The following is a 13,566-nucleotide window of genomic DNA, read 5'->3' as shown; positions in this document are numbered from 1 at the left end:
AGCGGCGCGAGGGCCGGTCGAAGCGGCCGTACGGTCGTTGCCGAACGTGGTCGCGTCCGGGACTATGGGGCAACGTGCTGGTCAGAGCGCCCGGGAGCCTTCCGGATCGCGTGAGCGGCGCGAACACATCACCGGCCCCGGCGTGTCCGGACGGCCGTGGACGAAGGGTTCGATCGCCATGTGTCAGGTGCCGAAGCGGACGGTCGCGTGAGTACGAGCACCGGGGTCCTCGTACGGCCGCTGACCGCCGCGCACGCCGCGCAGGTGCTGGCGATCTACCAGGCGGGCATCGAGGAGGGCGACGCGACCTTCGAGACGGCCGCCCCCTCCTGGGACGCGTTCGACGCGGGGAAGCTGGCGCAACACCGTTTTGTCGCGCTGGCGCCGGACGGCGAACTGGTGCTGGGCTGGGTCGCCGTCGCCATGGTGTCCGGGCGGTCCGCCTACGCCGGGGTGGTCGAGCATTCCATCTATGTCCGTCCCGGGGCCCGTGGCCAGGGGGTCGCGCGTGCGCTGCTCGACGCGCTGATCGCCTCGACCGAGGCGGCCGGGATCTGGACCATTCAGGCCGGCGTCTTCCCCGAGAACGCCGCGAGTCTGGCGCTGCACCGGCGCGCGGGCTTCCGGACCATCGGCACCCGCGAGCGCGTCGGCCGTCAGCACGGGGTCTGGCGGGACGTACAGCTCATCGAGCGCCGCAGCCCCGTCGTCAGCTGAGCGGGCCGGCCGGATTGGTAGCTACGCTGGCCGCGTGGCAGGCATGCGCGTCGAGCGTCTCGACCATCTCGTCCTCACCGTCGCCGACATCGAGGCGACCGTCGATTTCTATACCCGGGTCCTCGGTATGGAGCCGGTCGTGTTCGGCGGCGGGCGGCGCGGGCTGGCCTTCGGGCAGAGCAAGATCAACCTGCATCGGGCGGGCCACGAGTTCGAGCCCAAGGCCGAGCGGCCGACTCCGGGCAGCGCGGACCTCTGTTTCGTGGTCGCGGACCCACTCGAACGGGTGATCGCCGAGTTGGCGGTGCGGGGAGTCCCTGTCGAGGAGGGCCCGGTGGAGCGCACCGGTGCGCTGGGGCCGTTCGTCAGCGTGTACGTGCGCGACCCCGACGGCAATCTCGTCGAGCTGAGCCACTACCCCGGCTGACGGGCTCCCTGGCGGCGCCTCCGCGCGCCGACGTGGTGAGAGACCGGCGTCCGTGGGCGCACACTGGGGCCATGAGCAACTACCAGGGGCCCGCGACTCTCGTCGCCGGTGACTCCGAGATCGCGGTCGAGGCCACACTGAGCGCGAGCCTGTCGGGCGAGGTGCGCCAGTGGGGCGGCAGCGTACAGACCGGGGAGGCGGGGGAGGCCCTGCGAGCGGCGCTGGACAGCGGCGACGTACGCATCCGGTTCCCCGACGGCCAGGAGAGCGCCGTCGTGGCCACGCATACGGCCATCGGCAGTGGCCGGCTGAGGGTTTCGGGCAGCGGCACGATTCCGTTCTGATCCGATCCGTTCCGATCCGTTCTGATGCCGGGAGGGGCGGCCGCGGCCGGTCCGCGCCCGCTCGCCGCCGTCCGTCATGGTCGCTTCCGTCGCAGGTCAGGACCGTCCTGTTCGGGGGCCTGACGGGCGCACACCGCATCGGTCACACTGGAACCATGTGCCGCAGCATCAAGACCCTCCGCCCGCCCGTCCTCCCCGAAGAGGCCACCGAGGAGGACATCCGCGCCGCCGCCCTCCAGTACGTGCGCAAGGTCTCCGGCTTCCGCGCGCCCGCCGCGCACAATCGCGAGGTCTTCGAACAGGCCGTCGCCGAGATCGCGGAGTCGACCGCGAAGCTGCTCGGGGGGATCGAGGTACGGGGCGGAGCGGCCCGTACGGCCGCTCGGGCGGCCCACGCGGCCGACGCCGCTCAGGCAGCTCAGGCGTCCTAGGCGGTCGCCGGGCCCGTCGCCGGGCGCCGTATGACGTACGCGGCGAGCGCGCCCGCCACGAACAGCGCCAGTACGGACACGCCCGCGCCGATCCAGGTCGCCCCGAGCCACTGGCCGCCGAAGTAACCGAGGCCCGCGCTGTAGCCCGTCCACGCGACGGCCGCCAGCGCCGACCAGGGCAGGAACTCCTTCACCTTGCGGTGGGCCGCGCCCGCGCCCAGGGAGACCACCGAGCGTCCGGCCGGCGCGAACCGGGCGATGACGACCAGGATTCCGCGGCCCCCGGCGAGTGCCCCGCCGAGACGTTCCTGTGCGGTGGTCAGGCGGCGGGAGCGGGCGATGGCCCGGCCGAGCCGCTCACCGCCGCGCCGGGCGAGCCGGAAGGCGGCCAGATCGCCGAGTACGGACGCGCTGAACGCGCAGAGCATCAGCAGAAGCAGCGAGGGCACTTCCTCCGGCACCTGCGCCACCGTGCCGGCCGTGCCCGCGCCCGCGGTCGTACTGGCCGCGACCGTGGTGGTACCGGCCGCGGCCGCGGTGGCGGCCGTGATCACCAGAACGCCGCTCGGCAGCACCGGAAGGAACACGTCGAACAGTACAGAGAGGGCCACGACGGCGTAGATCCACGGGCTGCCCGCCAGCGACCCCAGACTCTCCAGCACCTACGTCACTTCCCGCCCGGTCCCGTCGACAGCGCCTCGGTGTCGCGGGGGAGCGGCGGTGGCGGCTGCGGATCAGCCAGCGTACGCGTGTGCGGGAGCGGTGGATCGACCGGGTCGGGCCGGACCCGGCGAGGACCCCGTGTGCCGGTGCCCGGACCCGGCGGGCGGTCCGGGCACCGGGCGGGTCCGGTGTGGATCAGGCGGCCACGGCCGCGCGCTGATCCCGCCTCTCCTCCCCGGACCCGCCCCCGGAGCCGCGCGCGCCGAACAGCTGGTCCAGAGCGAACGCGCCCGGTCCGGTGAAGACGATCAGCAGGAACGCCCAGCAGAACATGGCGGCGGGTTCACCGTTGTTCTCTATGGGGAAGAGGCCGTCGGCCTGATGCACGTTGAAGTAGGCGTACGCCATGGAGCCGGAGGCCAGCAGCGCGGCCACTCTGGTGCCGAGGCCGAGCAGCACGAGGGCCCCGGCCACGAGTTGGATGACGGCGGCGTACCAGCCTGGCCAGGCGCCGGCCGGCACGGTGTCCTTGGCGAAGTACCCGAAGAGCGAGGCGGCGCCGTGGCAGGCGAAGAGGAGCCCGACGACCACGCGGAAGAGGCCGAGCGCGTAGGGCTGGGCGTGGTTGAGACGTGCGTACATGGGGGGTGCACTCCTTCGATCATTGGTCTGGACCGATGAGAATCTCCTTCCTCACGTTAGGGACGCCTAATCGATGCTTGCAAGTTCAACATTCAGCTGAGGATCAATTCGCGTCGCGTATTCGGGGCGCGGTATGTCCGGTGTCTGCAAGGTGGCACGTGCCACCGCGTCGGAGTCCGAGAGCATCACCGAGTCGACACCGGGGCGCGCTCCCGCCGCCGTCACCCAGTGGACTCCTTCCGTGGGGACCCCGAGCGCGAACCTCCGCGGGTGGGCTTCCCCCCGACGGTCTATCAGGCGGTATGGACGGCGCGTTACATCCAGCCCACCGGTTTCGTAACCGCCGACCCGGTGCGGCCGGCACTGACCGGTCTTCAGGAGCCGGGAGAGCAGCGGGTCGCAGCTGCGCCTGAGATCCGGTTCCGGAAGCCGGGCTTCCACGAGCGTCGTGGCGTGGATCAGCGACCCCGGGACGTCGGGGGACTCGGCGGTGAACACGCCGTCCACCGTCCGTACGGTCGTCCCCGGGCCGATCACGTCCAGCACTCCCGCCTCGATCAGGGCCGCCATCTCCTCGATACGGCGGCGCGGGGGCCCGATGGAGAGGAAAGCGTTCAAAGGCGTGTACCAGCGGTCGAGATGATCGCGCCGGGAGGTGCCGGAGAGGCCGGCGTGGTCCACGATCTGCCGTACTTCGTTCCGGAGATCGCGCAGCACGTCCAGGGCCGCCTTGACCGGGCCCGCGACATTCCCGAGCGCCGCCTGGGCCGCGTCCTCGCGGAGGTGGGCGAGCAGCCAGGCGCGGTGATCGGCGGGATCGCGGAAGGTCTCCCCGTGGTACGGGCGCGAGATCCGGTCCCAGGACCAGCGCTCGGCGGGGGCGATCCCCGCGTCGTCGAGGACGGCGCTCTCCTGCGGGCTGCCGTGCGGCGCGGCGAGGAACCGGTCGAGGACGCGTTCCCACGACGAGCCCGCCGGGCGGGCGGACGTGCGGAGCACCGCCGCGTAGAAGACCGCCTCCACCTCCTTGGCGACCAGCGGCCATATCTCCCGGCGGAAGTCCGGCGGGTCGCCCTCGTCCGCGCGTTTGCGGAACACCGCGATCACATCCGGGGTCAGCAGCAGCGGGAGATGCCGGCCGGAGGGTCCCTTCGCGTTGTCCCCGCGCGCCTGGTACGGGACACCGCGCCGTGAGCCCGCGTACAACTGCGGTTCACGCCCCGACGGGTGGTATACGAGAACGCCGTCGGTGTCGCGCGTGAAGAGGCCGCCCCGGCCCGCCGTCAGCAGCGCCATGTGATCGAAGAAGTTCAGCCCGAGTCCGCGCAGCAGCACCGGTTCGCCGGGGGCGACCGCCGAGAGATCGACATCGGCGGGGTTGGCGGGCGGCAGATAGCGGAGCCGGTGACGGACCGCGTACTCCGCGAGGGCCGCCTGGGTCTGGCCGGAAACCACCGGTAGATGGCCCTGGGCGAGCACCACGGCGCTGAGGCCGGAAATCGTCGTGCCATCGTCGAGGTAGAGCGTTTGGGTGGGCCGGTGCGCGGTGGAACTACCGGGTGTTTGGGGTGAAACGGCCGAGGCAGACGGGTTTGACGCGTCCCGCGCCACGCTGTCGTTGTCGTCATCGAGCCGGATCGCGCGGGCCCGGTGAACGATGACCGTCACGCTCGCCGGAGCGTTCGCTACCGTCCTGTGGAAGGCCCATTCCAGATATCGGCCATAGGCGGCACGGCTCGGATAGTCGTCGGCGCCGAGCCGCTCCTCCGGCCGGGACGCGGCCCACTCGTACAGACTCGGACCCGGGAGTATCGGACCCTCGCACGCGACGCTGTCGTCGGTGAAGACGGTCACCTGTGAGGCGACGGTGTTCATCAGCAACTCGGCGGACTGGTCGGTGCGCCAGACGAGCCCCGCGCCCGGGGGTGCGGGGTCGATCAGATGCACGGTGAGCGGCACGTCCGGAGCCAGTTCGGGTACGGACGCGCAGAGTCTTTCGAGGACCGAGGTGCCACGGGGGCCGGCGCCGACGACTGCGAGAGAGCGGGGCAGGGGCTGCCGTACATCGCACAAAGCTGTGACTCCCGGGGCGGGTGGGGTACTGGAAGCGAGTAGTCCGCTCATCATGCCGCTCGTGCATGGCGAGTTCGAACCCTTGGGTGAAACATCACGCCGTGTGGGAATGATCACGGCAACGTTGTCGGCGGAACGGGGAACCGCCGTCGGGCCCCTGGCGTCGAACAGCCGTCAGGGGCCCTGTCAGGGAGTCAAGGACCTTTCCTGTACGGTCACCAGCTCCGCGCCGGGCGTCCGGCCCGCCGCGGAGGCGCGCCCGTGCGCGCGGGCCTGTTCCAGGCGCAGATCGGCGGAACGGCCGCGCAGCGTCAGGGTCATCAGCTGGTTCCCGAACCAGGGGCCGCCCGTTTTACGCCAGTTGACGGACGACCGCGCGACCCGCCCGTGCCGGACCAGTACATGCCCCAGCCGCCTGGCCAGCCCGCTCCAGCCGAAGCGGAAGCCCAGCTTCATATAGCCGGGGATGGAGTTGTGCACGGGTGAGCAGGTCAGCTGCACGACCCGCGCGTCCGGGCCGTGCGAGCCGTCGGGGCCGTGCGGGCCGCGCGAGCCGTCCGGGCCGTGTGAGCCGCGCGAGCCGTCCGGCCTGTCGGACGAGCCGCCGGGGCTGTCCGGGCCGCCGTCCGTCGTCCAGGAGGGCTCGGCCACATACGCGTGGTGCACATCGCCGGACAGGACGCACACCGTCGCCGGGGCGTCGGGGCCGCTGCCCGCCTCCGCGATCAGCGCCGCCAGCTCTTCGAAGGAATCGGGGAAGGCGGCCCAGTGCTCCAGATCGGCCGCCCTGCGCAGCCGCTCGCCGAACCGCGCCCAGCGGGGGCCGCGTTCGCCGCCGCAGAGGGCGGAGTCCCAGGACTCGACGTCATGGATGAAGGGCGGCAGCAGCCAGGGCAGTGAGGTGCCGATCAGGAGGTGGTCGTACGGTCCGCGCGTGCCCGCGCCGTCGGGGCGTCCGCTGTGCGTGTCCCGGCCGTCCGCGCTCCGGCCCCTGGGGCTCTGCCCGTCGGCGATGGCCCCGCCCTTCGGGCTTCTGCCGTCCAGCACCTGGTCGCGTACCCAGCGCGCCTCGGCCTCGTCCAGCATCGCGCGGTCCCGCTCCGCCAGCACCCGGGCGGCGCGGGAGTCGACCATGAGGAGCCGGGTGCGCCCGAAGTCGCGCCGGTAACTCCAGCGCGCGCACGCCGGATCGCGGTCGGCCTCGGCGGCGAAGCGCCGCAGCAGCTCCGTGCCGTCCGGTTCCGCGCGTACCTCCGCGTACAGCGTGTCCGCCGCCAGCTCGGCGGGGGAGAGGTTGCCGAGGTGCTGATAGACCCAGTACGACATCAGGCCGCCGAGGACCCGCTCCTGCCACCAGGGCTTCGCCCGCGTGTCGGCCAGCCAGGCGGCGCTGGTGTTCCAGTCGTCGATCAGATCGTGGTCGTCGAAGATCATGCAGCTGGGCACGGTGGACAGGAGCCACCGTACGGCCGGGTCGCTCCAGGACTCGTCGTAGAGGTGGGTGTACTCCTCGTAGTCCGCCACCTCCGCGCCCGGCGGCTCGCTCAGATCGCGGCGCTCGGCCAGCCGCCGCCGCGTGGCCTTCGACGTCTCGTCCGCGTACACCTGATCGCCCAGGAGCAGCAGGACGTCGGGGCGCGCGGCGGCGGGGTCGCCCGCGATACGGGTGGCGAGGGTGTCGAGCGCGTCCGGGCCGATCGGGTCGGGCTCGTCGTGCGGCGGTGACGCCCAGCGGCAGGAGCCGAAGGACACCCGCAGCCCGGCGGCGGGCACGGCCGGGGTGCGGATCGTGCTCGGCGGGAACCGCGAGTCCTCGGGCGGCCAGACACGGCGGCCGTCGAGCAGCACCTCATAGGGAGTGTCGGTGCCGGGAGCCAGGCCCGTCACCGGGATCAGCGCGTAGTGGTGGCCGGCGATGTGGAACGTACGCGAGGTGCCGTACGCGCCGTCCTCACAGCGGACCTCCGCCGTGGACGGCCGGTCGGCCTCGACCCATACGGTCGCGGTGCCGCCGCCGTCCCCGTCGACGTACCGCAGCAGTGGTCCCAGGCGCAGCCGGGTCATAAAAGCCTCCTCCGTCGCCCCGTACGGTACGGAACGACCGTACGGAGTCGACGGGAGGGACCACGGGACGGGTGAAGTGGTTGCTCAGCAGCCGTTCAGGGCGCTCTGGAGGGCGCTCTTCTCAGCGGAGTCGATCTTCAGGTTGTAGTAGTACTTCACGTGCACCCAGGCGCGGACGTAGGTGCACTTGTACGCGGCGCGCGACGGCATCCACTTGGCCGGGTCCTGGTCGCCCTTGGACTGGTTCACGTTGTCCGTGACGGCGATGAGCTGCGGGCGGGTCAGGTCGTTGGCGAAGGCCTGCCGCTGCGCGGTGCTCCAGCTGTTCGCGCCGGACTTCCACGCCTCGGAGAGCGGCACCATGTGGTCGATGTCCACGTCGGACGCGGCGCTCCAGGTGGCGCCGTCGTACTCGGAGTACCAGGAGCCGCTGACGGCGGCACAGCTGGAGTCCTGCTGGACGTTCGAACCGTCGCGCTTGAGCACGACCTCGCGGGTGTTGCAGGCGCCGGACTGGGTGATCCAGTGCGGGAACAGGTCGCGGCTGTAACCGCTGGAGGAACCTTCCGCCTGAACGGTCAGCTGGCCGAGGTAGCTGCGCGCCGTGGAGGCGCTGACCGGGGTGGGCATGGCGGCCTGCGCCGACGGGGCGGTGAGCAGGGTGGTGGCGGTGGCGAGTGCGGCCGTGGCGGCGAGGACGCCGGCACGGGACATTCGACGCGCGTAGACACCGGACATGTGAACTCCCTTGGAGTGGGGGAACCTGACGGGACCATGCGGGGCGGTACGGGTGGTACGGGTGGAGCCGTGGGGGGCTGGGCCATGCGGTACCTGGGCCGTACGTACGGGACCGTGCGGGGCCGTGGGCCCGGCCGCCATCGTGGTCGCGGTGGGTTTCCGGAAGGTGGGCTTCAGGTAACAGAGTGACGACATGAGCACGTCACATCAAGGGGTCAGGGGAATCGGCTCTTCCTGAGGGGTGGGCAATTGTGTTCTATCCGGGCGAGGTTGGTGAGATCGGCGCGGGGCGGTACGCCGGGGCGCGGCCGGCCGCGCGGGGCGTGCGGGCGGTACGGAGCGGGCGTGCGGTACGTGGCGTGCGGGCGGTGCGACGCGTGCGGGCGGGGCGCGGCGTGCGGGCGGTGGCGGTACCGGTGCGTGGGCGCCGTACGGGCCGGTACGTCGTGGCGCGGCCGGGCGCGGCATAGGGTGGGCCCGTGCTGCTGCGGGTCGATATCACGTTCGGGGTCGTGCTCGGCGCGCTGCTGATCGTGGCCGTGGCGGTGGCCGCGCTCGCGCGACTGGGCCGGGCCCGCGAGATCGCCGTCGCCGGGGTCAGGGCCGCGGTCCAACTCGGCGTGGTCTCCCTGGTGATCGGCTGGGTGGTCGGCGCCGTACCGCCGTTGCTCGGCTTCGTCGCGCTCATGTACGCCGTCGCCGTACGGACCGCCGGACGCCGGGTCACCGGCAACAGGACCTGGTGGTGGGCGGCCGTGCCGATCGGGGCGGGGGTGGCGCCCGTCATGACCGTGGTGCTGCTCACGGGGGTCGTCCCGGCCAAGGGCATCGCGATCATCCCCATCACCGGCATCCTCATCGGCGGCGCGCTCACCGCGACGGTGCTGGGCGGCCGGCGGGCGCTCGACGAACTGCACGCCCGGCGTGGGGAGGTGGAGGCGGGGCTCGCCCTCGGGCTGCTGGACCGTGACGCCCGGATGGAGGTGGCGAGACCGGCCGCGGCGGACGCGCTGCTGCCGGGGCTCGATCAGACGCGGACGGTGGGGCTCGTGACGCTGCCCGGCGCCTTCGTGGGCATGCTGCTGGGCGGCGCGTCACCGGTACTGGCGGGGGCGGTCCAGCTGTTCGTGCTGGTGGCGCTGATGGCGGTGCAGGCGGTGGCGGTCGGCGTGGTGCTCGAACTGGTGGCGCGGGGGCGGCTGCACCGGGACGGGTGAGTCCGGTGCGTCACGCCCCGCTCCCCATCCCGCTCCCCATCCCGTTCCGCACCCTCGCGCGATACCCGGGCTCCGGACCCGCGGATGGGGTCCGGAACGGCCGGATCAGCCGAAGCGCAGCGCGATCTCGCCCGACGGCAGCGCCTCCACCCGGAGCCGGGTGAGGTCCTCGACATGCGCGTCCGGTGACATCGACTTCGCGCGCGGGCCCACGCCCACCACGCGCATGCCGGCGGCCCGTGCCGCCTCGATGCCGGCCTCGGAGTCCTCGAAGACCACGCAGTCCTCCGGCGCGAAGCCGAGGGTCGCCGCGCCGAGGAGGAAGCCCTCGGGGTGCGGCTTGCTGGCGCTGACGTTCTCGGCCGTGACGCGGGTCCTGGGCATGGGGAGGGCCGCCGCCGTCATCCGGGCGTCGGACAGGGCGACGTTCGCCGAGGTGACCAGGGCGTGCGGGAGTTCGGCGATGGCGGACATGAAGGCCGGGGCGCCGGGGATCGGGACGACCCCCTCCGTGTCGGCGGTCTCCTGGGCGAGCATGACGCGGTTGTCGGCGTAGTTCTGCTCCATGGGGCGGTCCGGGAGCAGGACGGCCATCGTGGCGTACCCCTGGCGGCCGTGGACGACCTTGAGGACCTCCTCGGGGTCCAGGCCGTGCTCACGCGCCCACTGACGCCAGCAGCGCTCGACGGAGGCGTCGGAGTTGACGAGAGTGCCGTCCATGTCGAGCAGGAGGGCGCGGGCGGTCAGGACGGACGTCGTGGGGGAAGCGGTGGCCGTCATCGGCGGACTCCAGAGCGCGGAAGCAGAGACAAGCGGGACGAGCGGGGCGGACGGGACGAGCGGGGCGGGCGGAACGGGCGGTGTGAGCGGTGTGAGCGGTGTGGGAGCGAGACAAGTGGCTCCGCCCGTCGGTCAGGGTGAACGGGCGGAACCACTTTGTTTCGTCATTATACAAAGCGGGTCAGTGGCGGCGACCGGCACCCCGGGTGTCGGCCTCCAGGGCCCGCCGGGTGTCCGGCCCGTAGACGCCCCGAGGATCACCGTCAATCTGTTTGTACGACTGATAGAGCGTGACGGCACCCGCAACGCGGTCGTCGTACCGGCCGTCGGGGTCGCCGTGGAAGAGCCGGATCTCCGCCAGGCGCCGCTGGAGCCTCACGACCTCCGGCCCGGAGTCGCCCGGCCCGAGCGAGGTGCCCGCCGCTGTCCGCTCGGGCTCCCGCGACGGCTCGTTCACGGGCTTCGGGGCGGAGGGCGACGCCGCCTTCGTGCCGGCCGGCCGTGAGGCGCTCGGGGCCGGAGCGGCCGGCGGCGGCGCGGCGGCCGATGGCGTCGCCGACGGGGTCGGGGTCGGTTTCGCGGTGGGCGTCGCCGGCGGCGAGGTGCCCTCCGGGCTCATCGACGGCAGCCAGGTGTGCGCCGGGTCGGGACGCGCCCGTGCGTCTCCGGCGTCCTGCGAGAGGACCTTCCCGGCGAACGCCACGGTGCCGATCACCGCCACCGCCGCGGCGCCGATCGCCACCGCCCGGTACGGCTTGCGCCGGACGGGCGGCGGCGCCGGATGATCCTCGCCTGTCCCAGCCGGTGCCGGGTGTGGTGGTGCGGCGGTGCCGCCCGTCGGCGCGAGCGGCGGCAGCGGGCCCGCCGTACGGAAAGACCGCGGCGCCTGCGACTCCGCGTCGAACTTCACATACGGCCGTATCCGCAGCGGATCGAAATCCTCGGCCGCCGCGATCTCCGCCGCCCGCTCCGCCGCGTTCCCCGCCGCCGCTTTCGCGCCCCCGCAGTCGCAGCCGGGTCTGTCTTCCGCGGCCCGCGGCGTACCGCATCCGGGACAGAGCTGTCCGGTCAACGTGGGTCCCCTCCCCTTCAACTGCCGCCGATTATGCAGCCCGTATCCGAACGGAGTGCGACGCCCGGGCGTCCCGGTGGGACCTCGGCGCGCGTGAGGGGCGCGCGAGACGCGTGAGGAGCGGTCGCCCAGTACGGCATAACGGGACAGAACGGCGCGAAGCGGCCAGGATGGAGATCCGGCGAACCCGAGGAGATTCCCCATGGCTCAGAAGGAGATACCCCCATGGCCCAGGAAGTGAGTGCCCCGGCCCTGAGTCCGGTCCCCGGCGAGGGCCAGAACCCGCGCGGGGTTCTCGTCGCCATCGGCGCCCTGCTCCTCGGCCTGCTGCTCGCCTCGCTCGACCAGACCATCGTCTCGACCGCGCTGCCGACCATCGTCAGCGACCTCGGCGGCCTGGAGCATCTGTCCTGGGTGGTCACCGCCTACCTGCTGGCCTCGACCGCCGCCACGCCCCTCTGGGGCAAACTCGGTGACCAGTACGGCCGCAAGAAGCTCTTCCAGATCGCGATCGTCATCTTCCTCATAGGATCCGCGCTCTGCGGCATCGCCCAGAACATGCCCCAGCTCATCGGCTTCCGCGCGCTCCAGGGGCTGGGCGGCGGCGGACTGATCGTGCTGTCGATGGCGATAGTCGGCGATATCGTCCCGCCACGCGAACGCGGCAAGTACCAGGGCCTGTTCGGGGCCGTGTTCGGCGCGACCAGCGTGCTCGGCCCGCTGCTCGGCGGCTTCTTCACCCAGTCGCTCAGCTGGCGCTGGGTCTTCTACGTCAACCTCCCCATAGGCATCGTCGCCCTGCTCGTCATCGCGGCCGTTCTGCGCGTTCCGGTGCGCAGGACCGCGCACACCATCGACTACCTCGGCACCTTCCTGATCGCGTCCGTCGCCATCTGCCTCGTGCTCGTCGCCTCGCTCGGCGGCACCACCTGGGCGTGGGGCTCGCCCGAGACCATCGGACTCGCGGTCCTCGGACTGCTGCTCCTCGCCGTCTTCGTACGGGTCGAGCGGCGCGCGGCCGAACCCGTACTGCCGCTGCGGCTCTTCCGGCTCAGGACCTTCACGCTCGTCGCGCTCATCAGCTTCATCGTCGGCTTCGCGATGTTCGGCGCGATGACCTATCTGCCGACGTTCCTCCAGGTGGCGCAGGGCGTCAGCCCCACCCTGTCCGGGGTGCACCTGCTGCCCATGGTGCTCGGGCTGCTGATCACCTCCACCCTCTCCGGTCAGATCGTCAGCCGCACCGGCCGCTGGAAGGTCTTCCCCATCCTCGGCACCGGCATCACCGCCGTCGGACTCCTGCTGCTCCACCAGCTCACCGAGTTCACCGGCACCTGGGTGATGAGCGTCTATCTCTTCGTCTTCGGCGCCGGGCTCGGCCTGGTCATGCAGATCCTCGTGCTGGCCGTCCAGAACTCCGTCAGCTACCAGGATCTGGGCGTCGCCACCTCGGGCGCGACGTTCTTCCGCTCCATCGGCTCCTCCTTCGGCGTCGCCATCTTCGGCACGGTCTTCAGCAATCTGCTCAGCGGCAAGATCAGCGCCGCGCTGGCCGGCCAGACGCTGCCGCCCGGTGTGGGACCGGCCGACATCTCGTCCGACCCGCACGCCATCGGCCGGCTGCCGGCCGCGCTGCGGCCCCCCGTACTGCACGCGTTCGCGACCTCCATCACCGATGTCTTCCTGTACGCCGTGCCGGTCGTGCTCCTCGCTTTCCTCGTCGCGTGGTTCCTCAGGGAGGACAAGCTGCGCGGCTCGGTGACCGCTCCGGAGATCACCGAGACCCTGGCGTCCAACCCCGTCGAGCGCTCCTCGCGCGACGAGTGCGCCCGCGCCCTGTCGCTCCTCGGCACCCGTGAGGGCCACCGGCGGATCTACGAGACGATCACCGCGAAGACGGGGTTCGACCTGCTCCCGGCGGCCAGTTGGCTGCTGCTGCGCATCAGACGCCAGGGCTCGGTCGAACCCGCCCTGCTCGCGGATGTCACGCCCGTACCGCTCAGGACCATCACCGACGCGTCCCGTCAGCTGGAGATCCGGGGCCTGGCGCGGCGCGAGGGGCTGGGGCTGACGCTCACCGGCCGGGGCGCGGAGGTGGCGGAGGTTCTGGGGAAGGCGCGCGAGGATTCCCTGTCGGAGCTGCTGGGGGACTGGTGGGGGCCCGACCGGCCGACGGACCTGGTGGCGCTGGTGCGCGAGCTGACCAGGGAGATGTGCGGCTCGGACGGCGAACGGCCACGCGTCCCGGCACCGCCCGGGGACCATGTCGCGCGCCCGCCCGAACGCCCGTCGGACCACGTCGCCCGACCGCCCGTCTGACGGAGCGTGCGACGGGCTGTCCGAGGGCTGTCCGGGCGCCCGTCCGGCCCTCCTCCGGCGGCCCGTTGCCCGGCGCTGT

13 protein-coding genes are annotated in these 13,566 nt (G+C 72.3%); 6 read left to right on the top strand and 7 right to left on the bottom strand.

Features of this window, described 5'->3' with window-relative positions:
• Nucleotides 1–207: 207 nt before the first annotated feature.
• The 4 genes from ACZ7LS_RS02110 (at nt 208) to ACZ7LS_RS02095 (ending at nt 1,919) form a co-directional block, all read left to right on the top strand.
• Complete coding sequence (locus tag ACZ7LS_RS02110) at nt 208–717, top strand: GNAT family N-acetyltransferase (RefSeq protein ID WP_382518342.1); 510 nt, start codon at nt 208–210, stop codon at nt 715–717.
• A gap of 43 nt (nt 718–760) precedes the next feature.
• The gene (locus tag ACZ7LS_RS02105) at nt 761–1,144 is read left to right on the top strand and encodes a VOC family protein (protein WP_382518782.1); all 384 of its coding nucleotides are present in this window, start codon (nt 761–763) and stop codon (nt 1,142–1,144) included.
• A 71-nt stretch (nt 1,145–1,215) separates the two neighbouring features.
• Nucleotides 1,216–1,488, top strand: coding sequence for a DUF4873 domain-containing protein (locus ACZ7LS_RS02100; protein ID WP_382518345.1), 273 nt, complete (start codon nt 1,216–1,218; stop codon nt 1,486–1,488).
• A gap of 155 nt (nt 1,489–1,643) precedes the next feature.
• Nucleotides 1,644–1,919, top strand: coding sequence for a DUF2277 domain-containing protein (locus tag ACZ7LS_RS02095; RefSeq protein WP_382664297.1), 276 nt, complete (start codon nt 1,644–1,646; stop codon nt 1,917–1,919).
• Here the strand turns inward: ACZ7LS_RS02095 and ACZ7LS_RS02090 are convergent.
• The 5 genes from ACZ7LS_RS02090 to ACZ7LS_RS02070 all read right to left on the bottom strand — a co-directional run bounded on the left by ACZ7LS_RS02090 (nt 1,916) and on the right by ACZ7LS_RS02070 (nt 8,099).
• Nucleotides 1,916–2,581, bottom strand: coding sequence for a DedA family protein (locus ACZ7LS_RS02090; protein ID WP_382664296.1), 666 nt, complete (start codon nt 2,579–2,581; stop codon nt 1,916–1,918). The genes ACZ7LS_RS02095 and ACZ7LS_RS02090 overlap by 4 nt on opposite strands.
• Nucleotides 2,582–2,777: 196 nt before the next feature.
• Nucleotides 2,778–3,224 (bottom strand): DoxX family protein, encoded by a 447-nt coding sequence (locus ACZ7LS_RS02085; RefSeq protein WP_382518353.1) that lies wholly within the window; start codon nt 3,222–3,224, stop codon nt 2,778–2,780.
• 66 nt (nt 3,225–3,290) lie between these two features.
• Nucleotides 3,291–5,348, bottom strand: a complete 2,058-nt coding sequence (locus ACZ7LS_RS02080) for an FAD/NAD(P)-binding protein (RefSeq protein ID WP_385130182.1) — start codon at nt 5,346–5,348, stop codon at nt 3,291–3,293.
• 135 nt (nt 5,349–5,483) lie between these two features.
• On the bottom strand, nt 5,484–7,361 hold the full coding sequence (locus ACZ7LS_RS02075; protein WP_385130013.1) for a DUF7800 domain-containing protein: 1,878 nt from the start codon (nt 7,359–7,361) through the stop codon (nt 5,484–5,486).
• A gap of 84 nt (nt 7,362–7,445) precedes the next feature.
• Nucleotides 7,446–8,099 carry an HNH endonuclease family protein gene (locus ACZ7LS_RS02070; RefSeq protein WP_382518359.1) on the bottom strand — a complete coding sequence of 218 codons (654 nt, stop codon included), beginning with the start codon at nt 8,097–8,099 and terminating at the stop codon, nt 7,446–7,448.
• 479 nt (nt 8,100–8,578) lie between these two features.
• Here ACZ7LS_RS02070 and ACZ7LS_RS02065 point away from each other — a divergent pair, with 479 nt between their 5' ends.
• Nucleotides 8,579–9,316: an ABC transporter permease gene (locus ACZ7LS_RS02065; RefSeq protein WP_382518362.1), complete on the top strand. Its 738-nt coding sequence runs from the start codon at nt 8,579–8,581 to the stop codon at nt 9,314–9,316.
• Nucleotides 9,317–9,421: 105 nt separating this feature from the next.
• Here the strand turns inward: ACZ7LS_RS02065 and ACZ7LS_RS02060 are convergent, their stop codons facing one another.
• Nucleotides 9,422–10,096 (bottom strand): HAD family hydrolase, encoded by a 675-nt coding sequence (locus ACZ7LS_RS02060; protein WP_385130016.1) that lies wholly within the window; start codon nt 10,094–10,096, stop codon nt 9,422–9,424.
• Between the two features lie 181 nt (nt 10,097–10,277).
• Entirely contained in the window at nt 10,278–11,168 is an 891-nt protein-coding gene (locus tag ACZ7LS_RS02055; RefSeq protein WP_385130018.1) for a peptidoglycan-binding domain-containing protein, read from the bottom strand.
• A gap of 225 nt (nt 11,169–11,393) precedes the next feature.
• Between ACZ7LS_RS02055 and ACZ7LS_RS02050 the strand changes: the two genes are divergently transcribed.
• Nucleotides 11,394–13,487, top strand: coding sequence for a DHA2 family efflux MFS transporter permease subunit (locus ACZ7LS_RS02050; RefSeq protein WP_385130020.1), 2,094 nt, complete (start codon nt 11,394–11,396; stop codon nt 13,485–13,487).
• Nucleotides 13,488–13,566: the final 79 nt, after the last annotated feature.

The sequence above is a fragment of the Streptomyces sp. NPDC039430 genome, assembly GCF_055639435.1.
The sequence above is the reverse complement of the archived record's forward strand: the minus strand, read 5'-3'. Positions and strand labels throughout refer to the sequence as shown.

Bases quoted from the DNA above. Each gene is read 5' to 3' on its own strand.
- ACZ7LS_RS02105 (WP_382518782.1), top strand. From the start codon at position 761: ATGCGCGTCGAGCGTCTCGACCATCTCGTCCTCACCGTCGCCGACATC.
- ACZ7LS_RS02100 (WP_382518345.1), top strand. From the start codon at position 1,216: ATGAGCAACTACCAGGGGCCCGCGACTCTCGTCGCCGGTGACTCCGAG.
- ACZ7LS_RS02095 (WP_382664297.1), top strand. From the start codon at position 1,644: ATGTGCCGCAGCATCAAGACCCTCCGCCCGCCCGTCCTCCCCGAAGAG.
- ACZ7LS_RS02085 (WP_382518353.1), bottom strand. From the start codon at position 3,224: ATGTACGCACGTCTCAACCACGCCCAGCCCTACGCGCTCGGCCTCTTC.
- ACZ7LS_RS02080 (WP_385130182.1), bottom strand. From the start codon at position 5,348: ATGAGCGGACTACTCGCTTCCAGTACCCCACCCGCCCCGGGAGTCACA.
- ACZ7LS_RS02075 (WP_385130013.1), bottom strand. From the start codon at position 7,361: ATGACCCGGCTGCGCCTGGGACCACTGCTGCGGTACGTCGACGGGGAC.
- ACZ7LS_RS02070 (WP_382518359.1), bottom strand. From the start codon at position 8,099: ATGTCCGGTGTCTACGCGCGTCGAATGTCCCGTGCCGGCGTCCTCGCC.
- ACZ7LS_RS02060 (WP_385130016.1), bottom strand. From the start codon at position 10,096: ATGACGGCCACCGCTTCCCCCACGACGTCCGTCCTGACCGCCCGCGCC.
- ACZ7LS_RS02050 (WP_385130020.1), top strand. From the start codon at position 11,394: ATGGCCCAGGAAGTGAGTGCCCCGGCCCTGAGTCCGGTCCCCGGCGAG.